The sequence below is a fragment of the Proteus penneri genome (assembly GCF_003144535.1).
Classification (GTDB): domain Bacteria; phylum Pseudomonadota; class Gammaproteobacteria; order Enterobacterales; family Enterobacteriaceae; genus Proteus; species Proteus penneri.
This window is the reverse complement of sequence record NZ_PHFJ01000013.1, coordinates 1-24028: the sequence shown is the minus strand read 5'-3', so window position 1 is coordinate 24028 and position 24028 is coordinate 1. Positions and strand designations below refer to the sequence as shown.

The following is a 24028-nucleotide window of genomic DNA, read 5'->3' as shown; positions in this document are numbered from 1 at the left end:
CGTTTAAAAACAATAAGATAAACACATCTCAAATCTAGCCTATAACTTTGTGATTAATTTTCACTGAATCAATACTCACTTTCCCGTACAATCCTCCCATTCATTTTTAACCCTATTAAGATTGGGAGAACAGATGGACAAACGTTTTGTTCAGGCCCACAAAGAAGCCCTTTGGGCCCTAATTTTAACTTTTATATATTTGTTGGGTTGGTTAATTACCGCCTATTTACCAGATAACACACAAGGCATTACTGGTTTACCGCTTTGGTTTGAGCTTTCATGCTTATTCCTACCTGTTTTGTTTTTTCTGCTGTGCTATCTGATGGTACGCTATTTTTTCAAAGATATGCCGTTAGGAGATGAGCATGACGATGCAAACTGAGGTCATAGTGCCACTGATTGGCTACCTTCTGCTGGTCTTTCTGCTGTCGGCTTATGCTTATCGCAAACGCGAGAAAGGCGAGTTTCTTAACGAGTATTTTTTGGGTAACCGTTCAATGGGTGGCTTCGTGCTAGCCATGACTATCACTGCAACTTATGTTAGTGCAAGCTCCTTTATCGGTGGGCCGGGTGCTGCCTATAAATATGGTATTGGTTGGGTATTGCTTTCGATGATCCAACTACCTGCAATTTGGCTTTCTCTGGGGGTCTTAGGGAAAAAATTTGCTATTTTAGCGCGTCGTTATAATGCCGTTACCTTAAACGACATGCTCTATGCGCGTTATAAAAGCCGTTTTCTCGTCTGGTTTGCCAGTTTAAGCCTGTTAGTCGCTTTTATCGGTGCCATGACAGTGCAATTTATCGGCGGTGCACGTTTATTAGAAACCGCAGCTGGTATCCCTTATGAGTTTGGCTTACTTATTTTTGGAGTCTCGATTGCGCTGTACACCGCAATTGGTGGATTTAGGGCTAGCGTATTAAACGATGCCTTACAAGGCCTTGTCATGCTGCTTGGTACATTTATTCTCCTGTTTGCCATTATCTATAAAGCAGGTGGATTAGATATTGCGATACAAAAACTCAATACCATCGATCCTGCATTAACCTCCCCTCAAGGGGCTGATGGGATTTTAAGTGGCCCGTTTATGGCATCATTCTGGGTACTAGTCTGTTTTGGTGTTATTGGCTTACCACATACTGCGGTACGTTGCATCTCTTACAAAGACAGTAAAGCCATGCATAAAGGGATCATTATTGGCACAATCGTGATGTCATTATTAATGTTTGGTATGCACTTTGCTGGTGCATTAGGTCGAGCGATCATTCCTGATCTGACTGTTCCTGATCAGGTTATTCCAACATTGATGGTTGAAGTATTACCGCCAATTGCAGCTGGTATTTTCCTTGCGGCACCTATGGCTGCCATTATGTCGACGATAAATGCGCAACTGTTACAATCGTCAGCAACGTTGGTCAAAGATCTCTATCTCAATATCGCTCCGCATGCGATCACTAATGAAAAACGAATCTCTCGTTTATCGAGCCTTTCAACCTTGATTTTAGGTGTACTACTGCTGTTTGCCGCATGGAACCCACCATCAATGATTATTTGGCTTAACTTACTCGCTTTTGGTGGCCTACAAGCCGTTTTCTTATGGCCTCTAGTTCTTGGGCTTTATTGGGAGAAAGCTAACCGTTATGGTGCTATTGCTGGCATGATCACAGGTGCCACGCTCTATGCCACCTTAGCGACATTTAATATCCAAATAGCCGGATTCCATCCTATTATTCCATCACTGTTATTAAGCTTAGCCGCGTTTCTTGTAGCTAATCGATTTGGAGAGCATACTCTGCCTCAATCAGCATCATTACAGTGAATTCGTTTTTAAAGAGACAAATTATGCCTTGGATACAATTAAGACTTAATGCAACCGCCGCTAATGCAGAAGCTATTGGTGATGAATTAGTTGAAAGCGGTGCCGTTTCAGTGACTTTCCAAGATAGTCACGATACGCCTATTTTTGAACCTTTACCGGGTGAAACTCGTCTTTGGGGTGATACTGACGTTATCGGTTTATATGATGCAGAAACTGACATGAAAATCGTTGTGGCAATGTTAGAAAACACGCCATTACTCGGTCAGGGCTTCCTACACAAAATTGAACAACTCGAAGATAAAGATTGGGAACGTGAATGGATGGATAACTTCCATCCAATGCGTTTTGGCGAACGTTTATGGATTTGCCCAAGCTGGCGTGAAGTACCCGATCCTAACGCTGTAAACGTCATGCTAGACCCTGGTCTGGCATTTGGTACAGGTACCCACCCTACTACCTCATTGTGCCTTCAGTGGCTTGATGGTTTAGATTTAGCGGGTAAAACGGTTATTGACTTCGGTTGTGGTTCTGGGATTTTAGCCATTGCAGCCTTAAAATTAGGTGCAGCTAAAGCAATTGGTATTGATATCGATCCTCAAGCTATCCAAGCAAGTCGTGATAACGCGCAACGTAATGGCGTTTCTGACGCCCTCACATTATATCTTGCAAAAGACCAGCCTGATAACCTCACTGCAGATGTTGTGGTCGCGAATATTTTAGCTGGTCCATTGCGTGAACTTGCACCTGTTATCAGTACATTGCCTCGTCAAGGTGGACATCTAGGGCTTTCTGGTGTGTTAGCGACACAAGCAGAAGGTGTAGCTGCTGCCTATGAAGGGCTATTTAACTTAGATCCTGTTGCCGAAAAAGAAGAGTGGTGCCGTATTACCGGTGTGAAAAAATAACACCGAACAAATATTAACCAAAATGAGATAATCTCATTACGTTAAAATTTTACTTAATTATTGTTTATCAGGCATTAATCACACTTTTGCCTGATAAACTCCACTTAGTTCCACTTGTTTATCAATTCTACATCATCAAATTTTAATTTTTTAAAAACATATAAGACTATGTTTTTATTAATTAAATAATCAATTTATAAAAAATCAAGTATAAATGAGTAACTTTTTTTCGCAATTTGGTTAAACTTTGTCCTTTCATATCTGGCAAAAAATGCGTAATATACGCGCCCTTGCAGTCACAGTTTGGCCCTCTTTTCATCTATGCGAATCGGACAGTATCAGTTAAAAAATTGCCTTATCGCGGCTCCCATGGCTGGCGTTACAGACCGACCTTTTCGGTCGCTTTGCTATGATATGGGTGCGGGTATGACAGTTTCTGAAATGCTTTCTTCCAATCCTCAGGTTTGGCAGACTGACAAGTCTCGGTTACGAATGGTACATAGTGATGAATTGGGGATCCGCTCCGTACAAATTGCAGGAAGTGATCCCGTTGATATGGCGGCCGCTGCGAAAATAAACGCAGATAGTGGCGCTCAAATTATCGACATTAATATGGGTTGCCCTGCAAAAAAGGTGAATAAAAAGCTAGCGGGTTCAGCACTACTTCGTCATCCTGACCTTGTCGCAGAGATCCTCTCTGCTGTGGTTAACGCGGTAGATGTACCTGTTACTCTCAAGATCCGTACTGGCTGGTCACCTGATGAACGTAACTGTGTAGAGATTGCCAAATTGGCTGAACGTTGTGGTATTCAGGCTCTTACTATTCATGGACGTACACGCGAGTGTTTGTTCAAAGGGGAAGCCGAATACGACAGCATTCGGACAGTTAAGCAGAATGTTTCTATTCCCATTATTGCGAATGGAGACATAACAGACCCGCTAAAAGCCAGAGCAGTATTAGACTACACTGGAGCCGATGCTTTAATGATCGGTCGCGCTGCTCAGGGAAGACCCTGGATCTTTCGGGAAATCCAGCACTATCTGGACACAGGTGAACTGTTGCCCCCTCTGCCGATTGCAGAGGTACAACAAATAATGCAAAAGCATGTGCGTGAGTTGCACGACTTTTACGGTCAAGGCAAAGGAACTCGCATTGCACGCAAGCATGTCTCTTGGTATCTCAAGGAACATGCCCCTGATGACCAGTTTCGGCGCTCCTTCAACGCCATAGAGGATGCCAGCGAACAGCTGGAGGCGTTGGAAGCATATTTCGAAAATTTTTTGCGTAAATAAATAAAAGAGCTGACAGAACTATGTTCGAACAACGCGTAAATTCAGACGTACTAACAGTTGCCACCGTAAATTCACAAGATCAGGTGACCCAAAAACCTTTACGTGACTCAGTTAAACAAGCACTGAAGAACTATTTTGCTCAATTAAACGGTCAAGATGTTAATGACTTATATGAGCTAGTATTGGCTGAAGTTGAACAGCCATTGTTGGACATGGTAATGCAGTACACCCGTGGCAACCAAACGCGTGCAGCGCAAATGATGGGCATTAACCGCGGTACACTGCGTAAGAAACTGAAAAAATACGGCATGAACTGATCCTAGTCAGTTAGGTCTATTTTTATAAAAAGCCTTTTCTGGTTTCCAGAAAAGGCTTTTTTGTTGCCTATTTTTCACGCTTGCTCTATAACATAAATTATTAAGTTACCAAATATGGTAACATTTGATCATGTTACCAAATATAGTAACATTCTCTTTGGTATTTCAATTAAATAACTGAATAAAAGATCACTATACTCATTCTATTTCTCTCACAAAATGATAAGAGCAAGCTAATGAATAAAGACATCGTAAGTGTGATTACAGGTGATATCATAAACTCTAGAAACATCACACCTGAAAACTATGATGTTATGCTCTATACCTTGGAGCAGACGGTTCAATTACTCTCAGAACAACTACCACTTAAATATGACAGATATCGCGGTGACTCCTTCCAACTTGTTTGCTTACACGCTTGTGATGCCATTAAAGCTGCTATTGTCATTCAATTAGCATTGAAAACGTCCGAACTAGACATCTGTGCTCGTCAAAGTATTGGTATCGGTCAAATTAATTCATTACGTAATGATATTAGAACATCAACGGGTGAGGCCTTTATCTTATCGGGTGAAGGATTAGATAAGATGAAAAGTGAAATATTAACAATATCCGCATCAGATAAAGAATTTCAAAAAAACATTACTTTAGTGACTAAATACTTAGATATACAACTTAAAGAAATAACTCGAGCACAAGCGCAAGTTTTACTTAAATATATGGTTAATGAAGATAAATCTCACTATGCTATTGCTGATGAATTAAAAAAATCGAGAAGTAATATTACTAGATTATTAAACGCTAGCCACTATCAGTTAATAGATGAATATATTCAATACTTTAATTATTTAATTAACAAGGCTTATTGATATGTACAATTTCACGCTTCTTATTTCTCTTTACCTTGCTCATATTATTTTTGATTTTTATTTGCAACCTAAAAGCTGGATAGAAGCGCGGAATTCACTTCACTACAAATCTAAAGAGCTTTACTTTCATTCATTACTACAAGGTGGGATCACATTTATCGTTCTGATCGTAATGGCAAAAGTCAATTTCAATGCTATTTTGGTTTACAGCCTTATTATATTTATCACTCATTATTTATTCGATCTCGCAAAATCTTATACTGATAATTCTCTAAAATGGTTTATTACCGATCAAATATTTCATTTCTTAATAATTACACTTTTATGGTTAATTCTTATTAATGAAAATACACAGATTTTTGTTAAATTAAGTTTCAAAGAAATTAATTACAAGTATATGATATTTATTTTTTCCTATATCATTATTTGGAAACCTGTCTCCATTCTTATTTATATGTTGCTGAAAAAATGGACACCTATTGTAGAAGAGGGGTCTACTTTAATTTCAGCTGGTAAATCAATTGGTTATTTAGAAAGAACTCTAATCTTAACTTTTATTCTTTTAAATCAATTTACAGCGATTGGCTTTCTATTAGCAGCTAAATCAATATTTAGATTTGGTGAATTACAAAACGATCAAGATAAAAAGCTAACAGAATATGTCATGTTAGGTACACTGATTAGCTTTAGCATATCTATCTTTATTGGACTTGCTACTTCCTATTTTGTGACCCAACTCCCTATAGGAAAATAACACATCAAACTTCTGGGCTAAATATCATTTTTTCTGATGGGAATCCCTCAGGGAATGACTGGCAACGTATTCGTTTTGATAATATTCCCTCTAAAAATCCAGTCAGGTTTTCTGCAATAAATTCTACCTCTGATCCTCTAGAGGGAATAATTGCCATTGTCCAAAGCTCACTATTTTCTGATAAAACAACCCAAAAAAGCGTATCACCATTATCAGTAACACCAATGGGTAAAAGCCCATTACATTTTGGATATAGAACAAAAGAATAGTAATCAGGATCTTCATTGATTAATGAATCGAAATCTTCAAGTATCCACTCTTTTTGCTGAAAAAAATTAATGTACTCATTTTTGCTAAAGGGATTAAATAACGTTATAAAATCAGCTATCTGACCTGATCCATATTGGGTGATAAACGCAATATAATCGTTGGGAAAGGCATATTTGTTATCAATTAATGGCCATTTCTCTTCTTTTCCATTTTCATGTATTGCAGAAGGAATAGGTAGTTGCTGATTTAATGCCGTTAACATCACTATCTCACTTATTTGAGTTCTATTACACTGTGTAATGTATGGTATTTTAGAGTGAGTATCACTTTTATCATAATCATGCTGATAGTTATCACTCTATTACCCTAGTAAACAAACCTATATTAAAAAGAAAACAAACCATGACCACACCAGTACGTACCATTACATTTATTGATAGTGCTTATCCTAAACCGCATGCAATCAAAGAGTTTGTCTGGTCTGGTCGATTAGATAAACACGGTCAACTTTGGTTTGATCTGCACCTTAGAAGTAACAGTTACTATTTAAGTGAAGGTGAGGATTATCTTGATGATATAGATGAAGATGAATTAAATGATGAGGAAGAATATACCAGCCTTGCACACTGGCAAGCTCAAATCGTTTGGGATAATTATCACTGCTGTACACTCTCCTCAACTTATTGGTCTGACGACCAAGGTATTTTGCTCAGCACAGGAAATACACCGTTTGATTTTGATAACTTTATTAATCATCAATTTAATGTTGATATTGCCCCTCAAATCGATAGTGATACCGATGAGGATGAAGAAAGAGCAGAGGTCCCCGCTTTCAGTATTTACTTATTAGGTCATGATGCATGTAAAAATCATCAAATCACTTTCCAACGCCAATCCAATAATACTTTTAATATTGATTGGACAGGTAAAATTGCACTGACTTATGCGGGATTTGATGAATTTACTCATCAATTTATTGCAAGATTAGAAAATATTTCTTTTGATGGCTTTTATTTCCCTAAATCGTGGGATTTAGATAAAGCAACTCTGGAATTTAAAAAGGTACTTTCTCATTTTGAACATTATGAGTTTGTGTTAATTAATCCCAAAAGTCAGATTAAACAGTGGAAATTAAAATACATCTCTTAAATAGTGTGATGATTAATTAAAATACCTAATGATATTTATGTTGATATAAAATCCCTCATCTGTTTATATCAACATTGTCCATAAAGTATGGTAATATTTATTTTTATCAGGGAATGACAATGACTGCCTTACCACGAAAAAAAACATGGCAGATTGTCCTCACTATTATTCTAGTGGGGATAAACTTACGCCCCTTCTTAACTGGCCCTGGCCCTGTTATTGACAATATTATTGCCTCAACAGGAATGAGTTATAGCCAAGTCTCATTACTCACACTATTACCTATGCTTTTAATGGGAGTAGGGGCATTAGTCGTTCCTTTCTTACAGTCTTACATTCAAGTACGTAAAGGACTGTTAGTCGCAATGTTGATGCTTCTTATTGGCTCATTTTCTCGAGCTTATGTTTCTGATGGCAATCAGCTATTATTGACCGCCCTCTTCTGCGGTTTAAGTGTCGCTTATATTCAAGCGGTATTTCCTGGCATTATTAAAGGATGGTTTGGAAATCGAACGCCTATCATGATGGGACTATATTCTGCCATGTTAATGGGAGGAGGCGCACTAGGTGCTCAACTTTCCCCTATTCTTACCGCCCCTGATGGTCATTGGCAAAATGCTTTAGCATGGTTTGCACTTCCTGCTGGTTTTGCATTTGTTGCTATTCTTTTTTCTATTAAAAATAGCGCCACCTCTGCCAATAAAATATCACTCAATACCTTAATCTGGCGTCCTAGAACAGGGTTACTTATCTTAGGGTTTGGTTGTGTTAATGCAGGATATGCTTCAGTGGTAACATGGCTAGCACCTTTCTATCAATCGTTAGGAATGCCAAGCGCCCAAAGTGGCTCTCTAGTCGCTATCCTTTCCCTTTTTCAAGCTTCTGCCGCGTTGATTATTCCTTTCTTAGCGGCTAAAAATCACGACAGGCGTTTTTGGCTTACAATAACATTAATAAGCCAATTTATCGGTTTTGCCGCAATCATGACGATCCCCATGAGTTCGCCTTATCTTTGGAGTATTTTCTTAGGCTGTGGCTTAGGAGGATGTTTTTCCATGATGATGATTGTCGCGCTTGATCATATTCCAGATCCAGCGCAAGCGGGTGCTCTGTCAGCCTTAATGCAAGGTGGTGGCTTTATTATTGCCGCTTTTGGCCCATTAGTTGCTGTGCTATTACGCCAACCTGATGGAAGCTTTACTTATGCATGGGCATTTCATGCCATTTTAGTGATTATTACGATAGGATTATTTGCACGATTAAACCCTCGCCATTACGCAAAAGCCTATCCCGCCAATCATTCTATTTAATCATCATAAAAATATACACATAAAATAAGCGCCTTACTTTTTACAAATAAGGCGCTGAACAATGATAATAATCGAACACTACTTATGAAGATGATTAAGCAACGATATGTGTTCCTGTTTCACCTTTTAAGGCTGAAGCCAGTTTTTCTGGCGTTGTGATAATCACTCTTTTTCCACCCGCAGCTAAAAATGACAAACTCGCTTCGATTTTAGGAAGCATACTGCCTGGAGGAAAATGTCCCTCATGCATATATTGTGTCATTTCTGTCACAGAGGTTTCACCTAACGCTTTTTGTTCTGGCTTGCCGAAATGAATACAGACTTTTTCAACCCCTGTTGTAATAATCAGAATATCTGCATGTAATTCTTTTGCCAGTAACGTTGATGACAGATCTTTATCAATAACGGCATCAACACTTTGGTAATTACCTTGCTCATTTTTAATGACCGGAATGCCACCGCCTCCGACAGCAATAACAACATAGCCACATTCTGACAATGATTTAATTGCATTAGATTCAATTACATGCTGTGGAACAGGAGAGGCAACAACTCGACGATAACCACGACCAGCGTCTTCAACAAAATGCCATTGAGGGTTTTCTTGCTTTAATTGTGCCATCTCTTGTTCAGAGAAAAATGCACCAATAGGTTTTGTTGGGGAAACAAAGTTGGGATCGTTTTTATCTACTTCAACTTGTGTAATAAGGGTAATTGCTTGTTTATTGTGTTGAACACGAAGCTTATTGGTTAACGCTTGTTGTATTAAATAACCAATACCTCCTTGTGTATCTGCGACACAGTTGGCTAATGGTGTTAATGGTAAACCTTCTTGTACATGTGCAACTTCCGCACGGCGTAAATCAAGCCCTACTTGTGGCCCATTACCATGAGTTAAAACAATATTATACCCTTCAGCCACCATGTCACTAATATGGGCTGCAACCTCTTGTACTGCTTGTTCTTGATGAGCGATAGACTGGCTTGCATTGTCTTTAATAATACTGTTGCCTCCAATGGCAACAACAACGAGTTCTTTCATGTTTCACTCTCAATGATATTATTGGCAATTAAAGTAGAAATAACTCACCTCTACTCTTAGAGGTTGGGTTAATAAGGTCGCCATATCGCTAACCATTTTCCCCATTTTTATTTTTAATGAGATAAACATTATCGTGTTGAACAATATCTATTCATTAATTGCGCAGGATGATAGCAGAGAATGTAAATAAAACATCTATTACTCAACGTTTCTCTTAAAATACGAAAGGAAAAGGAGGAAAGGCGCCATCAAACATATCGATAACACCTTATTCAATACAGTAAGCGGGATGGTTAGTTCTTTTTCATTTTGCTACATCATAAATATCCGGTTGATAAACATCCGGCATATCGGTAATTAGCATATCAACACCCCATTGCTCAAAATCTTTCACTTCTTCAGGATTATTCGGGGTATAACAATAAATTTCATAGCCTGCCTGTTTTAACAATTGTGCTTGTTCTTGTGTAAGATACTTGTAATTACAATGCACACTAAAACCATCAATCGCTTTTAGTGTTTCTAACGCATTATCAGGGATCTCATCCCATAATTGGCCTCTGCGAATAGAAGGCAGGAATCGTTTCATAACAGTAAGTGCATGCGTATCAAAAGAAGAAAATAAAATTTGCTCATTCGGAATATCTGCACTTTTTATCATATCAGAAACCGCTAAACATAAACGCTCAACATCATCATCAGGCCATGTCTTCAACTCAATATTAAGCTTTGTTCCTGAACGCTTAATTAATTGCAATCCTTGTCTTAAAGAAGGAATTTTCTCACCTTGATAGAGTGAGCTAAACCAACTTCCTGCATCAAGACGATGCAAATCATCTAAGGTATGAAAACGCACAGCACCTTGCCCATTTGTGCAACGATTAACTGTTTTATCATGAATAAGCACAGGAACATGATCCGCGGTTAATTGCACATCCGTTTCAATCCATTCACACCCGAAATCAATTGCCATTTTAAACGCAGCCAATGTATTTTCAGGGGCTTTTCCAGAAAAACCTCGGTGAGCAGCTATCTTCATTTCTCTCTCCTTTTCATTTGTGCCGACATCATGACAACCATTTATGACAGCAATTTGACAGTCATACCATCAATATATCTTCATTTAATTGTCACCCCTTTGTCATAAACAACATTTAGGGTAATTCGCAGATTAGATTGCACCTTTAACTTTCGATTAAAAAGGAAATTCTGCATGTCGATAAAATCAATAACAGGTCTTGCTGTTGCAATGGCGTTATTTACTTCTCCTACACACGCAAAAACACAAATTGAATGGTGGCATGCAATGGGAGGTGCGCTCGGTCAGAAAGTTAATCAAATCGCCTCTGATTTTAATGCAAGCCAATCTGAATATGAGATAAAGCCTGTTTATAAAGGCACTTATGCTGAAACGATGACCAGTGCAGTAGCCTCGTTTCGTGCTAAAAACCAACCTGCTATTGTGCAAGTCTTTGAAGTCGGTACAGCCAGCATGATGGGCGCTAAAAAAGCCGTTTTCCCGGTTTATCAATTAATGGAAAAAACTAACGAGCCTTTTGATCCTAATAGTTATCTCTCTACTGTGACGGGCTATTACACCACCAGCGATGGCAAAATGATGTCACTGCCCTTTAATAGCTCAACCCCCGTGCTTTATTACAACAAGGTTCTATTTAAAAAAGCAGGTATAGAGCAACCGCCTAAAACATGGAAAGAGATGGAAGCTGTATCTCAGAAACTGCTCGATTCTGGAGTGAAATGTGGATTTACCACCACATGGCAATCATGGACTCAAATAGAAAACTTTGGGGCACGTAATAATTTACCTATTGCGACAAAAAATAATGGTTTTGATGGCTTAGATACGACGTTTCTATTTAATAAAGCCCCTTTCGTGGCTCATATTCAACAAATGGCAGATTGGTCTAAATCAGGTATTTTCAAATATGGTGGGCGCCAATCCGATTCAATGCCTCTATTTTATACTCAAGAGTGCGCCATGGTGATGGAATCATCCGCTGGTTTTGCTGGTATTAAAGAGAATATGAAAGGCATTGATATTGGTGTTAGCCAATTACCTTATAACGATACGCTGGTACAAAAACCCGCTAACACCATTATTGGAGGTGCGTCTTTATGGGTTATGTCAGGGCGTCCAGATGCGGAATATAACGGTGTGGCGAAATTCTTCACTTATCTTTCAAGCCCTGAAGTACAAGCTGATTGGCACCAAGCTACCGGTTATCTTCCTGTTACTAAAGCCGCTTACGCATTGACGCAACAACAAGGCTTTTATCAGCAAAATCCAGGGGCTGACACCGCAATATTACAAATGACAACCTCAGAACCGACTGCAAACTCTAAAGGATTACGCTTTGGTAATTTCTTACAAACACGCGAAATTGTTGATGAAGAGTTAGAAAAAGTATGGTCAGGAAAACAGAGTGCTCAAGCTGCATTGGATAATGCTGTCACACGTGGAAATGAGCAATTACGCCGCTTTGAACGTACTCAACAATAATCATTTATATTAGGCGAGCCAAGTGCTCGCCTTCTGTTTTTATCGATTTACTGGATACTGTATGGCTTCTCAATCCATTTATTTTAAACAAAAATGGTTACCTCTAGCGCTGATTTTTCCTCAACTAGCTATCACACTTATCTTTTTTATTTGGCCTGCTGGGCAAGCTTTCTTTCAGTCATTTCAATTAGAAGATGCGTTTGGCCTGAGTAGCGAGTTTGTTGGTCTCGAAAACTTTCAGCGTTTATTTAGCAATAGTTACTATTTTGACAGTTTAATCACCACATTGATTTTTAGCACCAGTGTTGTCTTTCTCTCTATGTTATCTGCACTTGTTTTGGCCGGCATTGCCGAGCAAATTTTACGAGGCAAACTGTTTTATCGCACAATTTTAATTTCACCCTATGCCATTGCGCCAGTTATCGCGGGTTTTCTTTGGTTATTTATGCTTGATCCTACGATTGGTGTATTAAGCCAATTATTAAAACAGATAGGCATTAATTGGGATCCCGTACTGAATACCCATCATGCTATGTGGATGGTGATTCTAACGGCGACATGGAAACAAGTGAGTTATAACTTTCTGTTTTTCCTCGCAGCCTTGCAATCTGTACCTAAATCACTATTAGAAGCAGCCGCTATTGATGGCAGTGGACCTATTAAACGCTTTATAACAATAAGCTTTCCGCTTATTTCACCGACCACTTTTTTCTTACTGGTCGTGAATTTTGCTTATGCCTTTTTTGATACATTCGCGATTATCCATGCCATGACACAAGGTGGCCCTGGCAGTAGTACATCAACACTGGTTTATAAGGTCTATAACGATGGTTTTGTGGGATTAGATTTAGGCTCCTCTGCTGCACAATCCGTTATTTTAATGTTTATCGTCGCGATATTAACCATTATTCAATTTCGTTATGTTGAGAAAAAGGTGGCTTACTGATGGTTGAACGCAGACCTTTATTTCACGCTTTTTGCCACTTGATCCTCATTGTTGGCATTCTTTCTGTCGCATTTCCTGTATGGATAGCGCTTGTCGCTACAACACATCAAAATACCGAATTTGCCACAGGATCGCCGCTTTGGTTCGGCACTGAAGGTTTCAGTATTTTTAAAACCCTATTGTCACAAGTGGGTACAACACAAAATAGTGCGATCTCAATTAACAGTATGTTGTTGAATTCATTAATCATGGCGTTAGTGATCACTATCGGAAAATTAATCATTTCAATTTTATCAGCCTATGCGGTTGTATTCTTTCGCTTTCCAGGCCGTATGCTTGCCTTTTGGACCATCTTTTTTACATTAATGCTGCCCGTTGAAGTTCGTATTATGCCGACATTTGAGGTTGTTACTAACCTTAATATGCTGAACTCTTATGCAGGATTAACCATTCCATTAATTGCCAGCGCTACCGCTACTTTTTTATTTCGACAATTCTTTCTTACTATTACCCCGGAGCTTATTGAAGCAGCCAAAATTGATGGCGCAGGCCCGATAAGATTCTTTTTCACCATCTTACTTCCTCTTTCACGTACCAATATAGCCGCCTTGTTTGTTATCACATTTATTTATGGCTGGAACCAATATCTTTGGCCAATGCTTATCACGACAGATACCCACTATTACACTATTGTGATGGGGATTAAACAGATGGTTGCGGTTTCCGATGGTGTTATTGAATGGAATAAAATTATGGCAACCACATTAATTGCGATGTTGCCTCCTGTCTTTATCGTCATTCTGATGCAAAGAGCCTTTGTAAAAGGCTTTATTGATACGGAGAAATAACATGACAACCGTCACTCTCACTGATTTAGAAAAGCGTTACCCAAATGGTCATCAAGCCATTTCAAAATTAAATCTTTCTATTGAGCAAGGCGAAATGGTGGTATTAGTCGGCCCTAGCGGTTGTGGTAAATCGACATTACTGCGAATGATTGCGGGATTAGAAACCATTACACAAGGTGATTTACTTATTGATAATTTGCGTGTTAATGAACACGAACCCAGTGAGCGTGATATCGCCATGGTTTTTCAAAACTACGCTCTTTATCCCCATATGTCGGTTTATAACAACATGGCATATGGCTTGCGTAATCGAAAAACACCAAAAGCAAAGATTGAAGAACTTGTCACAAATGCAGCTCAAATGCTGGAAATCAGCCATTTACTTGATAGAAAACCTAAAGAGCTATCAGGTGGGCAACGACAACGTGTGGCAATGGGCAGAGCCATTGTCCGTAAACCTAAAGTCTTTTTATTTGATGAGCCACTCTCTAATCTTGATGCAAAATTACGTGTACAAATGCGCCTTGAGATAAAAAAGCTACAACGAAAACTCTCCACAACGTCGATCTACGTTACACACGATCAAGTTGAAGCTATGACATTAGCCGATAAGTTGGTGGTGCTAAATCAAGGAAATATAGAACAAGTAGGCACACCGTTAGATATTTATGAAAGCCCAGCTTCGGTGTTTGTGGCTACCTTTATGGGTTCTCCTGCAATGAATATTTTAGAAACTTCCATTAATCATGGTGTAATTGAAGTCGCTGATGGGCACATTGCTGTTTCATCTCAGCACCTTCCTTATCAAGCGATTAAATTAGGTTTACGCCCTGAGCATTTACTCATTAGCCACCAGCATCCTATGTTCCATGTTGATGTTGAATTTATTGAAGCATTAGGTGCTGATGTTTTAATTTATGCCACAACCTGTGATAAACAAAAACAACCTGTTGTTATTCGCGCGCCGAACGATCATGGTGTGAATATTGGTCACAAAATAGGTCTTACTATTCATCCGGAAAACCTACATTTCTTTGATGAGCAAACAGGAAAACGTATTAATCGCCCTTTTATGATCATCAGTGAATTAATGGTTTCATAAGATATTGATATCGTTTTTTTCATTTTCAGTTTAATCTGAATAGCGATGTGTTGAGCATCGCTATTTATTTAAAACAAAGCAATAAATATCAAAAATATAAACTTTGTCAGAATTAAACAAATAAAAACCCGTACTAAATACCGTGTTCTTTTGATATTATTCCAAATAAATAAAAAACAACATCACTTACACTTAAAATAAGTATAATTAAATGTTTTATATAATATTTAACCAACAAAGCTTATCTTTTTAAACTTAGCCTACCAATTAATTATCTTAATTTTAAACAAGTTAAATTTATTAATCCATTTTTTACTCATGTTAAGGAAAGAAATAATAATACATTTTTGCTAAGGAAAGAAAAAAACATATATGGAGATATATTTTTTCATAAAATACCTATATTGCGCCAATAGATAAGCACTGTTATTCTTCTGCTCGAATTTGATCTGCACTTATAGAAACTGCCAAGCAGAAAAGGACTTAATTAAAAAATGAAAATTAAATTACTTGCTACAGTGATGGTATCAGCAGCACTACTCTCAGGTTGTCAAAACCTCAATACCGATATGCTGACTAAATCAGGAACCCAACTTTTCCAAGCTGCAACATTAAGCGATGATGATATCAAAGCACTAACAAATGATGCATGTAAAGAAATGGATGCGCAAAATAAAGTCGCTCCAGCCAATAGCACTTACACCAAACGTTTGAATAATATCGCTAAAGCGTTAGGTAATGAAGTTAATGGCACTCCGGTAAATTACAAAGTTTACATGACTAAAGATGTGAACGCATGGGCTATGGCTAACGGTTGTGTTCGTGTTTATAGTGGTTTAATGGACATGATGACAGATAACGAAGTTGAGGGCGTTTTAGGTCATGAAATGGGTCATGTTGCTTTAGGCCATACCCGTAAAGCAATTCAAGTTGCTCACGCAACAGTTGCTGCACGTACGGCAGCAGCATCAGCGGGTGGCGTTGCAGCACAATTAAGCAGCTCACAATTAGCTGAAATGGGTCAGAAATTAATTAATGCTCAATTCTCACAACATCAAGAAACTGAAGCAGATAATTTCTCTTATGATCTGCTAACAAAACGTGGCGTTAATACAGCAGGGTTGGTTACAGGCTTTGAGAAGCTCGCTAAATTAGGTGGTGGTGATTCAAGTATGTTTGATTCTCACCCACCATCAAAAGAGCGTGCTGATAATATCCGTAATCGCATCGCTGCAGATAAAAAATAATGACCTCGCCCCTATATCTCATGATATGGGGGTTTTCTTTTCAGGCTTATCGGTTATGAATGACGAAAACGATCCACAACATCGGCAAAAAAACGTTTAATTGCTTGCCTTTCCTGCTGATCATATTGTTCAAACAATGCAGACCATTTTGCTTGAGATTGTTGATGTAGTACCCCATGTGCATGAAAAAGCAGCTCTCCTTGATCGGTTAAAATAAAAAAGATCTCTTTTTGATTGTCTGCCAATTTTATTTTTTCAATCGCACCTTTTTTTTGTAATCGACTACAAATTTTTGAGACCGCTCCTCGAGTCATTGCCATATATTCACTGATAGTCGTTAGATTTCTCATGCTCTCCTCACCAATACAATGAATAACATGCAATTCTGTGAGTGAATAATTCTCTAACCCCTTCTCTTCTAATACTTTTTTATGCTCCTCATTGACATGTTCATCTTTAAGATGCAAGAAATCACTTAACCCTTTTAACAAGTCTTGTGTTGTTACATTCTCTTTTGTCATTTTGTTTCCTTGGAAAAAATATTTTAAAAAATAGTACCAAAAGTATTTACAACAATCAAAATGTCGCTATTATCTATTTTGTTTCCATGGAAACAAAATAGATAAAGAGAGACTATATAATGAAATTATCAATCCGCAGTTTGTTTTATCTCATTTGCTTTAGCGCACTATTAGGCTCTTTAGCACAAAATATTTATACCCCTGTACTTCCCTTGATACAGCAGCAATTTAATACCACGTTATCACTGGTTAATCTGACGGTATCTGCATTTACTTTTGCTATGGCTGTTATGCAACTATTTTATGGTTCATTGATTGATAAATGGGGAAGAAAGCCAATTTTACTCAGTGGATTAGCCATTTCTATTGTGGGTGCATTGGGTTGTGTTTGGTCTGACTCTATTGGCTTATTGATTTTTTGGCGTGTGATCCAAGCTATCGGTATTGCAGCCATTCCCGTAGTTGCAGCAACTATTCTTGGCGATCTTTACCAAGGAAACGATCGCGCAAAAGCAATGGGATCGTACCAAATGCTATTAGCACTAGCACCAGCTTGTGGCCCTTTGTTAGGTGGATATTTAGCGCAACATTATCAATATCAAGGTATTTTTATTTTTTTGGCTGTTATCGGTATCCTATTACTGATCACACATCTCTTTTATTTACCTGAAACACGTCCGGAGCAAAAGGAAACCTTTAAAAGCTTATCAGCGATGCAACAAGTGCTTATAGCGCCTGAGGGTAAATCTGTATTTGTCATGAGTTTTATGGTGTTTTATAACTATTTTTGTCTACTGGTTTTCTTACCCTTAATTGCCTTTCATCTCTATCAACTTAACAGCACTGAAATAGGTGGATTATATATGCCTATGTCGATAGCACTTGTCTTAGGTAGCTATCTTTACCGTAGAATTTGCCATCTATTTAGCGCTGAATATGGTGTGATTATTACCTCTTGTATCAACCTGACTATGTTGACGTTATTTGCACTCTTTTGGCAAATCTCATTACCTGTCATGCTTGGCTTAACTGTGTTATACGGGCTTTCTTTAGGCTTAACCATGCCAACGCACACTACATTATTAGCAAGTCAGTTTGGCTCAATGAGGGCAACTGCAATGGGGATTTATAACTTTATTCGTTATTGTGGAATGGCGGCTGGCCCTATAATTTCGGTCTATTTTGTGACTGACAATAACTATGAGCATGTCTTTTATTCTTGTGTGATCTTAACGAGTTTGGCATTGTGTTTCACCATTAAGACCTTAATGTCTTCATTAAAAGAAAAAAAACAAACTGCAAACTAACAGGATATCTAATGAAATTAACCATTGAAAAACTGGCACAGCTCTCTGAACAAGACCGTATTGATTTAGGCAAAATTTGGCAAGATCCACGTTATCAATCAGCTCTAACAAATGAGATAAACAACGAGAATGTACTCTTTGTGGCGAGATTTAATGAGCGATTATTAGCGGCTTGCTGGGTTAAATTATCAGATAAAAAAGCGGTTATTACTGATTTTATGGTCAGAGAAGTAACTCGTCGTCGCGGTGTTGGGCATTATTTACTGACACAATGTTTATCTGCCTATCCTGATATTTGCCATTGGCAGGCAATAAGCTTATCCGCAGAAGAAAATGGATATGATGTTGCACACGCTTTTTTAGTACACCATCAATTTAGCCCATCGCCACAATCTGATCTCTATGTTCTCAATATTTGACAAGTAGTATAAAGTCTAGCCACGTTGTAAGCCGTTTCACTAAGATTCTTTTGCGCATTATGAAGTGCATCATCCAGTGTAGAAACGCCCGGTACAATAGAGAAAACGGCATCAATACCCTGCTGATGAACCACATCATAGTCAGGTAAATAACCACCGACCAACGCAATAACAGGAAGGTGGTATTTTTTTGCCAATTTAGCAACGCCTGTCGGTGTTTTACCTTGCGCCGATTGGCTATCCATTCGACCTTCTCCAGTGATAACTAAATCAGCATCAATAAAATATTTTTCTAGTTGAACCGCTTTAGCAACCAGTTCAACCCCCGGCGAAAGCGTTGCTTGCGTAAAGGCAAGTAACGGTAGTGCCAACCCGCCCGCTGCACCACTTCCTGCAATATTAATAAGATTGCGTTGCGTCATTTTCTCCAGATAGGTACCAAAATGACGTAAGGCTTTATCAAGTTGCGCAATATCATCTTTGGTCGCGCCTTTTTGAGGACCAAAAATAGCTGATGCCCCTTTTTCTCCACACAACGGATTTGTTACATCACAAGCAATTTCGATCTCGACTTGCTTAAGTTTAGGGTTAAGCGTTGTGATATCAATAGAATGGAGCTGTGTTAATGCCTGTCCACCAAAAGGCAAAGAGGAGCCTAATTTATCTTTAAGTCCAAGACCAAGTGCTTGCATCATGCCAGCACCAGCGTCATTGGTGGCACTTCCCCCTAATCCTAAAATGATTTTTTTAACACCCATCTCAAGTGCGGCATTAATTAATTCACCCGTACCATAGCTGGTTGTTAAATTGGGATCACGTTGAGAGGCAGGAATAAGATGAAGACCAGACGCTTGTGCCATTTCAATCACGGCAGTGGTGTTATCGCCTAAGATGCCCCACGTTGCTGTCACTTGCTTACCTAAAGGTGAGCAAACTGGCGTAGTAAATAATCGCCCTTGAGTTGCATCAATCAATGAAGTGACTGTACCTTCTCCTCCATCAGCCATAGGAATGCAATAGTATTGCGCATCTGGTAAATAGCGTGAAAACCCCTGTTTTATCGCTGTTGCAACTTCTTTCGCACTTAAGCTTTCTTTAAATGAATCAGGGGCGATAACTATTTTCACGTTATATTCTCCGGGCAATAAAAAAGCGATATTTTCATATCGCTTTTATAACATACTCTACTTTATGAGAGCGTGTACATGGTCTGAAATGTGATTAATCTTCAATCGCTAAACGCAATTTCTTCATCGCATTTTTTTCTAATTGGCGAACACGCTCAGCAGATACACCATATTTTGTCGCCAAATCTTGCAATGTCGATTTGTTATCATCATCTAGCCAACGGGCACGAATAATATCTTGGCTACGTTCATCAAGAGTTTCAATTGCTGACGTCAGTTTATCCGCTGCATGATTATCCCAGTTATCTTCCTCAATGCCGTCGGCAAAGTCTGAAGACTTATCTTCTAAGAAAAGTACTGGAGCAATAGGATGTGAGTCATCACTATCATCAGCAGTCATATCAAATGCCATATCTTGTGCTGACATTCGTGATTCCATTTCTCGGACATCACTTTCTGACACGCCCAATTCTCTTGCGACTAATTCCACTTCATCTTGATTAAACCAACCTAAACGTTTTTTATTTTTTCGCAGATTAAAAAACAGTTTACGTTGAGATTTAGTGGTCGCGACTTTCACGATACGCCAGTTACGTAGCACATATTCATGAATTTCTGCTTTGATCCAATGTACGGCAAAAGAGACTAGTCGAACACCCACTTCTGGGTTAAAACGGCGAACCGCTTTCATCAGACCAATATTACCTTCTTGGATAAGATCGGCTTGGGGTAGGCCATAGCCAGAATAGCTGCGAGCAACATGAATAACGAAGCGCAGATGTGAAAGGATAAGCGTTCTTGCTGCATCCAAATCACCCTCGTAATGCAGCCGTTCAGCGAGTTCCTTTTCTTCCTCTGCCGTTAACATCGGATAGGAATTGGCTGCACGTATATACGCTTCAATGCTGCCTTGCGGAACCAATGCTAAGGATTGCATTTCTTTTGTCATTCAAATCCTCATGAAAATCAAATAGATAATTAATATTAATACTGTATGGCGAGTAGGAAGAACCTTATAATAGCACTTAACAGGTCATAGTCGGAGGTAGATATTATGTTTTACAACGTAATTTGACCAGCATAAAGACTAAAGGTTCATATCGCATCTATGTTTACATATCTTTGTACTTTACCAAGCAAACCACAAATTCATCTATTAAAAACAGAACTTAATTAGTATAGATTAAGTGTAGAACATTATTATGCCAAAGATAGTGGTGTGATAACATGGCAAGGTTGCGATAATAATGCAACCTGCCGTAATAAAAAGGGAAAAAGGTGCTAAAATATTATTCGGGTGTGAATTGACGCAAATGTTGCATTGTCGTCAACCATGCAGCCAGCCAGCCAATTATCATAGCAACAAGAATAAGAATGATAGATTCATCAAAGCCTAATCCTGAGATGGAAAATGACGTTCCAAACACGGTCGCCGCTTGAGTCACCACATCTGAGAGTTTCCATACCAGTAAAGCTGAAAAAATTAGGGCGAATACGGCGCCAATAAAACCAAGGATCAATCCCCAATTAAGGAAAGGACGCATAATAAAACCGTCAGTTGCACCAATTAGCTTCATCACATTAATGGTATCGCGTCGACTGAAAATATTGAGGCGCACACTGTTACCAATTACCAGCAACAGGGCAACAACCATCAATGTACCAATGACCAAAGCGATTTGCCCAACTAATGAAGTTAACGTTGAAAGCCGAGTAAACCAACTATCATCCATTCTTACTTCATCAACACCGGGTATTTTCGCTACTGTATCACGCAAATTCACCATCAATTGTTGATCACTAGGCTCCATAACTGGTGTCACAATCGCAACCGCAGGTAATGGATTCTCTTCTAACATATCTAACGCACTACTAAAACCAGACCAAGAACGAAATTCCACTAGCGAATCTTGTCGTGAAAGATAGTTAACATTCTCAACTTTATCTAAAGCTTCTATCTTCTTGATTGTGGCTTCAGCTAATGAATCATCAAGAGATTTATCAAGATAAACGGTTAACTGCGGTGTTGGATACCATTGTTCTGCCGCAGTTGAAACATTCTTCCACACAATATAAAAGATGCTAGGCAAGGTGAGAGAAATAGCAACAACCATTACCGTTAAAAAAGAGGAGAGCGGCTGACGTAAAAAATCTGCCATCGTGTTACGCCATGCATAACGCCACTGTTCGCGTCTTCCCCCTTTTAGCGCCTTGGTTTTTGCACTTGGCGTTGGCTTTGATTTACGGGAACTTTTTGCTTTAGCCATTTTGTCCTCCCACCATTCTGCCTTGCCCTAATGTAAGAATGCGATAATTTCTGCGTTCTATCAGCGACATATCGTGTGTCGCCATTAACACGGTTACGCCAACACGATTGAACTCTTCAAAAAGACGCATAATGCCTTCTGAAAGCTCACCATCAAGGTTACCTGTTGGTTCATCTGCGAGTAAAACAGTCGGTTTATTCACAACCGCGCGCGCAATACCGACACGTTGTTGTTCACCACCAGAGAGTTGAATAGGATAATTTTTGGCTTTATCCAAAAGCCCTACTTTATCTAAAGCAGCTGAAACTCTTCGCCGAATATCTTCTTCACTTGCGCCAGCAATAATCAGGGGAAGAGAAACGTTGTCATAAACCGTTCTGTCCATCAATAAGTGGTGATCTTGAAAGATCATCCCAATTTGACGACGCAGAAAAGGGATCTCACTATTTTTTAGTCTACTGATATCATGACCAGCAAACCAAATAGCACCATCACTGGGTCGTTCTATTCCACAAATTAATTTAAGCAATGTACTTTTACCGGCACCAGAGTGACCTGTTAAAAAAGCCATTTCACCAGGGCGAAGATGAAAATCAACTCCCTGCAATGCTTGTCTTCCACCTAAATAAGCCTTGCTGACGTGTTCGAAGCGGATCATTAAAACTACTCCTCGCGGGCAAACAGAGCCTCAATAAAATCGTCGGCCTTAAACGGACGTAGATCTTCAATTCCTTCACCTACCCCGATATAGCGGATAGGAATACTAAACTGATCAGCAATGGAGAAGATAACGCCTCCTTTTGCTGTACCATCGAGTTTAGTCAATGTTAATCCAGTTAGCCCAACTGTTTCATTAAAGAGTTTAGCCTGGCTCACTGCATTTTGTCCGGTACTTGCATCTAACGTCAGCATCACTTCATGTGGTGCTTCTTCGTCTAATTTCTTCATAACACGAACGATTTTTTTCAGCTCTTCCATTAAATGGGATTTATTCTGCAATCGTCCTGCGGTATCAGCAATAAGAACATCGACACCTTTTGCCTGTGCTGATTGAATTGCATCAAAAATCACAGATGCAGGATCAGCGCCTGTATGTTGTGCGACAACAGGAATATTATTGCGCTCTCCCCAAACTTGTAACTGTTCAACAGCAGCAGCACGGAAGGTATCACCTGCCGCTAACATGACAGATTTACCCTCAGCTTGGTATTGTCGCGCTAATTTTCCGATTGTAGTTGTTTTACCCACACCATTAACTCCGACCATCAAAATAACAAAAGGTTTTTTACCTTCAATATTTAATGGCTTATCAACTTTCGTTAAGATCTCGCCCATCTCTTCACGTAATTTGCCGTAAAGGGCTTCAGCATCTTTAAGATCTTTATGTGTTGCGTGTTTGGTCAGGCTGGTGATAATTTTAGTCGTGGTTTCCATTCCCACATCAGCAATTAAGAGTTGCTCTTCTAACTCTTCAAAAAGCTCATCATCAATTTTCTTACCACGAAATAGGCCAATAAATCCTGAACCTAAATTCTGGCGAGTTTTCAGTAAACCTTTTTTCAGTCGACTAAAGAAACCTTCTTTCTTAGGTTTTTCTTGTTCAACAACTTTATCTGCTAGCACTTCTTCACGTAAAGCTTCAATATCTTCAGCTTCTGCTTGCGCAATAGCGAGACGTTCGTTTTCCTCTTCTTGCGCAAGGCGTTGGGCTTCAGCTTCTTGTGCCAGACGTTCCTGCTCTGCGCGTTGCGCTTCTAAACGTTCCTGCTTTGCGCGTTCCTGCTCTGCTTTAAGTTCCGCTTGGCGCTGGGCTTCTTCTTGCGCAAGGCGTTGAGCTTCGGCTTCTTGTGCTAGACGTTCCTGCTCTGCGCGTTGCGCTTCTAAACGTTCCTGCTCTGCTTTAAGTTCCGCTTGGCGCTGGGCTTCTTCTTGCGCAAGGCGTTGAGCTTCAGCTTCTTGTGCCAGACGTTCCTGCTCTGCGTGTTCCTGTTCTAAAC

25 protein-coding genes are annotated in these 24028 nt (G+C 39.2%); 16 read left to right on the top strand and 9 right to left on the bottom strand.

Features of this window, described 5'->3' with window-relative positions; genetic code table 11:
- The first annotated feature begins 133 nt into the window (after positions 1–133).
- The 7 genes from CUB63_RS14845 (at position 134) to CUB63_RS14815 (ending at position 5955) form a co-directional block, all read left to right on the top strand.
- The gene (locus CUB63_RS14845) at positions 134–382 is read left to right on the top strand and encodes a YhdT family protein (RefSeq protein ID WP_072063791.1); all 249 of its coding nucleotides are present in this window, start codon (positions 134–136) and stop codon (positions 380–382) included.
- A complete protein-coding gene (gene panF, locus CUB63_RS14840; protein WP_072063863.1) occupies positions 372–1817 on the top strand; it encodes a sodium/pantothenate symporter in 1446 nt (481 codons plus the stop codon). Before CUB63_RS14845 ends, panF begins: the two co-directional genes overlap by 11 nt.
- Before the next feature lie 23 nt (positions 1818–1840).
- Positions 1841–2722 (top strand): 50S ribosomal protein L11 methyltransferase, encoded by an 882-nt coding sequence (gene prmA / locus CUB63_RS14835; protein WP_006535384.1) that lies wholly within the window; start codon positions 1841–1843, stop codon positions 2720–2722.
- A gap of 321 nt (positions 2723–3043) precedes the next feature.
- Positions 3044–4015 (top strand): tRNA dihydrouridine synthase DusB, encoded by a 972-nt coding sequence (dusB, locus tag CUB63_RS14830; RefSeq protein ID WP_072063792.1) that lies wholly within the window; start codon positions 3044–3046, stop codon positions 4013–4015.
- A gap of 20 nt (positions 4016–4035) precedes the next feature.
- Complete coding sequence (fis, locus tag CUB63_RS14825) at positions 4036–4332, top strand: DNA-binding transcriptional regulator Fis (RefSeq protein ID WP_004245342.1); 297 nt, start codon at positions 4036–4038, stop codon at positions 4330–4332.
- Positions 4333–4568: 236 nt separating this feature from the next.
- Positions 4569–5201 carry a hypothetical protein gene (locus CUB63_RS14820; protein WP_006535386.1) on the top strand — a complete coding sequence of 211 codons (633 nt, stop codon included), beginning with the start codon at positions 4569–4571 and terminating at the stop codon, positions 5199–5201.
- Between the two features lies 1 nt (position 5202).
- The gene (locus CUB63_RS14815) at positions 5203–5955 is read left to right on the top strand and encodes a DUF3307 domain-containing protein (RefSeq protein ID WP_109848405.1); all 753 of its coding nucleotides are present in this window, start codon (positions 5203–5205) and stop codon (positions 5953–5955) included.
- Positions 5956–5959: 4 nt separating this feature from the next.
- On the opposite strand, the gene CUB63_RS14810 is transcribed toward CUB63_RS14815, so the two are convergent.
- Positions 5960–6487: an SMI1/KNR4 family protein gene (locus CUB63_RS14810; protein WP_202609010.1), complete on the bottom strand. Its 528-nt coding sequence runs from the start codon at positions 6485–6487 to the stop codon at positions 5960–5962.
- A gap of 140 nt (positions 6488–6627) precedes the next feature.
- Here CUB63_RS14810 and CUB63_RS14805 point away from each other — a divergent pair, with 140 nt between their 5' ends.
- Positions 6628–7374 carry a hypothetical protein gene (locus CUB63_RS14805; protein WP_109848403.1) on the top strand — a complete coding sequence of 249 codons (747 nt, stop codon included), beginning with the start codon at positions 6628–6630 and terminating at the stop codon, positions 7372–7374.
- Between the two features lie 119 nt (positions 7375–7493).
- Entirely contained in the window at positions 7494–8684 is a 1191-nt protein-coding gene (locus CUB63_RS14800; RefSeq protein ID WP_109848402.1) for a cyanate transporter, read from the top strand.
- Between the two features lie 94 nt (positions 8685–8778).
- Here the strand turns inward: CUB63_RS14800 and CUB63_RS14795 are convergent, their stop codons facing one another.
- Positions 8779–9726 carry a carbamate kinase family protein gene (locus tag CUB63_RS14795; RefSeq protein WP_109399372.1) on the bottom strand — a complete coding sequence of 316 codons (948 nt, stop codon included), beginning with the start codon at positions 9724–9726 and terminating at the stop codon, positions 8779–8781.
- Between the two features lie 304 nt (positions 9727–10030).
- Positions 10031–10765, bottom strand: coding sequence for a glycerophosphodiester phosphodiesterase family protein (locus tag CUB63_RS14790; RefSeq protein ID WP_072063800.1), 735 nt, complete (start codon positions 10763–10765; stop codon positions 10031–10033).
- Positions 10766–10939: 174 nt separating this feature from the next.
- On the opposite strand from CUB63_RS14790, the gene ugpB reads away from it, so the two are divergent.
- From ugpB to loiP, 5 genes are all read left to right on the top strand, one after another.
- The gene (gene ugpB, locus CUB63_RS14785) at positions 10940–12247 is read left to right on the top strand and encodes a sn-glycerol-3-phosphate ABC transporter substrate-binding protein UgpB (protein ID WP_109848401.1); all 1308 of its coding nucleotides are present in this window, start codon (positions 10940–10942) and stop codon (positions 12245–12247) included.
- 61 nt (positions 12248–12308) lie between these two features.
- Positions 12309–13193, top strand: a complete 885-nt coding sequence (gene ugpA, locus CUB63_RS14780; protein WP_006535398.1) for a sn-glycerol-3-phosphate ABC transporter permease UgpA — start codon at positions 12309–12311, stop codon at positions 13191–13193.
- Positions 13193–14041, top strand: a complete 849-nt coding sequence (gene ugpE, locus CUB63_RS14775) for a sn-glycerol-3-phosphate ABC transporter permease UgpE (protein ID WP_109848400.1) — start codon at positions 13193–13195, stop codon at positions 14039–14041. The genes ugpA and ugpE overlap by 1 nt, the downstream gene beginning before the upstream one ends.
- Position 14042: 1 nt before the next feature.
- Positions 14043–15143: a sn-glycerol-3-phosphate import ATP-binding protein UgpC gene (locus CUB63_RS14770; RefSeq protein ID WP_006535401.1), complete on the top strand. Its 1101-nt coding sequence runs from the start codon at positions 14043–14045 to the stop codon at positions 15141–15143.
- 494 nt (positions 15144–15637) lie between these two features.
- Entirely contained in the window at positions 15638–16390 is a 753-nt protein-coding gene (loiP, locus tag CUB63_RS14765; protein WP_006535402.1) for a metalloprotease LoiP, read from the top strand.
- A gap of 53 nt (positions 16391–16443) precedes the next feature.
- Here loiP and CUB63_RS14760 read toward each other — a convergent pair whose 3' ends face one another.
- Complete coding sequence (locus tag CUB63_RS14760; protein ID WP_109848399.1) at positions 16444–16911, bottom strand: MarR family winged helix-turn-helix transcriptional regulator; 468 nt, start codon at positions 16909–16911, stop codon at positions 16444–16446.
- Between the two features lie 119 nt (positions 16912–17030).
- On the opposite strand from CUB63_RS14760, the gene CUB63_RS14755 reads away from it, so the two are divergent.
- Both CUB63_RS14755 and panM read left to right on the top strand, forming a co-directional pair.
- Positions 17031–18218, top strand: a complete 1188-nt coding sequence (locus tag CUB63_RS14755) for an MFS transporter (protein WP_109399377.1) — start codon at positions 17031–17033, stop codon at positions 18216–18218.
- Positions 18219–18229: 11 nt separating this feature from the next.
- The gene (panM, locus tag CUB63_RS14750) at positions 18230–18637 is read left to right on the top strand and encodes an aspartate 1-decarboxylase autocleavage activator PanM (RefSeq protein ID WP_109399378.1); all 408 of its coding nucleotides are present in this window, start codon (positions 18230–18232) and stop codon (positions 18635–18637) included.
- Here the strand turns inward: panM and CUB63_RS14745 are convergent.
- The 5 genes from CUB63_RS14745 to ftsY all read right to left on the bottom strand — a co-directional run.
- On the bottom strand, positions 18619–19764 hold the full coding sequence (locus CUB63_RS14745) for a glycerate kinase (protein WP_109848398.1): 1146 nt from the start codon (positions 19762–19764) through the stop codon (positions 18619–18621). The two genes, panM and CUB63_RS14745, sit on opposite strands and share 19 nt — an antisense overlap.
- Positions 19765–19858: 94 nt before the next feature.
- Positions 19859–20713, bottom strand: a complete 855-nt coding sequence (gene rpoH / locus CUB63_RS14740; protein WP_072063808.1) for an RNA polymerase sigma factor RpoH — start codon at positions 20711–20713, stop codon at positions 19859–19861.
- Positions 20714–21053: 340 nt separating this feature from the next.
- Complete coding sequence (ftsX, locus tag CUB63_RS14735) at positions 21054–22031, bottom strand: permease-like cell division protein FtsX (protein WP_006535409.1); 978 nt, start codon at positions 22029–22031, stop codon at positions 21054–21056.
- A complete protein-coding gene (gene ftsE, locus CUB63_RS14730; RefSeq protein ID WP_023583735.1) occupies positions 22024–22689 on the bottom strand; it encodes a cell division ATP-binding protein FtsE in 666 nt (221 codons plus the stop codon). The genes ftsX and ftsE overlap by 8 nt, the downstream gene beginning before the upstream one ends.
- A 5-nt stretch (positions 22690–22694) precedes the next feature.
- On the bottom strand, positions 22695–24028 hold a 1334-nt coding region (gene ftsY / locus CUB63_RS14725), incomplete at its 5' end, for a signal recognition particle-docking protein FtsY (RefSeq protein ID WP_109848397.1).

Bases quoted from the DNA above. Each gene is read 5' to 3' on its own strand.
- CUB63_RS14845 (WP_072063791.1), top strand. From the start codon at position 134: ATGGACAAACGTTTTGTTCAGGCCCACAAAGAAGCCCTTTGGGCCCTA.
- panF (WP_072063863.1), top strand. From the start codon at position 372: ATGCAAACTGAGGTCATAGTGCCACTGATTGGCTACCTTCTGCTGGTC.
- prmA (WP_006535384.1), top strand. From the start codon at position 1,841: ATGCCTTGGATACAATTAAGACTTAATGCAACCGCCGCTAATGCAGAA.
- dusB (WP_072063792.1), top strand. From the start codon at position 3,044: ATGCGAATCGGACAGTATCAGTTAAAAAATTGCCTTATCGCGGCTCCC.
- fis (WP_004245342.1), top strand. From the start codon at position 4,036: ATGTTCGAACAACGCGTAAATTCAGACGTACTAACAGTTGCCACCGTA.
- CUB63_RS14820 (WP_006535386.1), top strand. From the start codon at position 4,569: ATGAATAAAGACATCGTAAGTGTGATTACAGGTGATATCATAAACTCT.
- CUB63_RS14815 (WP_109848405.1), top strand. From the start codon at position 5,203: ATGTACAATTTCACGCTTCTTATTTCTCTTTACCTTGCTCATATTATT.
- CUB63_RS14810 (WP_202609010.1), bottom strand. From the start codon at position 6,487: ATGTTAACGGCATTAAATCAGCAACTACCTATTCCTTCTGCAATACAT.
- CUB63_RS14805 (WP_109848403.1), top strand. From the start codon at position 6,628: ATGACCACACCAGTACGTACCATTACATTTATTGATAGTGCTTATCCT.
- CUB63_RS14800 (WP_109848402.1), top strand. From the start codon at position 7,494: ATGACTGCCTTACCACGAAAAAAAACATGGCAGATTGTCCTCACTATT.
- CUB63_RS14795 (WP_109399372.1), bottom strand. From the start codon at position 9,726: ATGAAAGAACTCGTTGTTGTTGCCATTGGAGGCAACAGTATTATTAAA.
- CUB63_RS14790 (WP_072063800.1), bottom strand. From the start codon at position 10,765: ATGAAGATAGCTGCTCACCGAGGTTTTTCTGGAAAAGCCCCTGAAAAT.
- ugpB (WP_109848401.1), top strand. From the start codon at position 10,940: ATGTCGATAAAATCAATAACAGGTCTTGCTGTTGCAATGGCGTTATTT.
- ugpA (WP_006535398.1), top strand. From the start codon at position 12,309: ATGGCTTCTCAATCCATTTATTTTAAACAAAAATGGTTACCTCTAGCG.
- ugpE (WP_109848400.1), top strand. From the start codon at position 13,193: ATGGTTGAACGCAGACCTTTATTTCACGCTTTTTGCCACTTGATCCTC.
- CUB63_RS14770 (WP_006535401.1), top strand. From the start codon at position 14,043: ATGACAACCGTCACTCTCACTGATTTAGAAAAGCGTTACCCAAATGGT.
- loiP (WP_006535402.1), top strand. From the start codon at position 15,638: ATGAAAATTAAATTACTTGCTACAGTGATGGTATCAGCAGCACTACTC.
- CUB63_RS14760 (WP_109848399.1), bottom strand. From the start codon at position 16,911: ATGACAAAAGAGAATGTAACAACACAAGACTTGTTAAAAGGGTTAAGT.
- CUB63_RS14755 (WP_109399377.1), top strand. From the start codon at position 17,031: ATGAAATTATCAATCCGCAGTTTGTTTTATCTCATTTGCTTTAGCGCA.
- panM (WP_109399378.1), top strand. From the start codon at position 18,230: ATGAAATTAACCATTGAAAAACTGGCACAGCTCTCTGAACAAGACCGT.
- rpoH (WP_072063808.1), bottom strand. From the start codon at position 20,713: ATGACAAAAGAAATGCAATCCTTAGCATTGGTTCCGCAAGGCAGCATT.
- ftsX (WP_006535409.1), bottom strand. From the start codon at position 22,031: ATGGCTAAAGCAAAAAGTTCCCGTAAATCAAAGCCAACGCCAAGTGCA.
- ftsE (WP_023583735.1), bottom strand. From the start codon at position 22,689: ATGATCCGCTTCGAACACGTCAGCAAGGCTTATTTAGGTGGAAGACAA.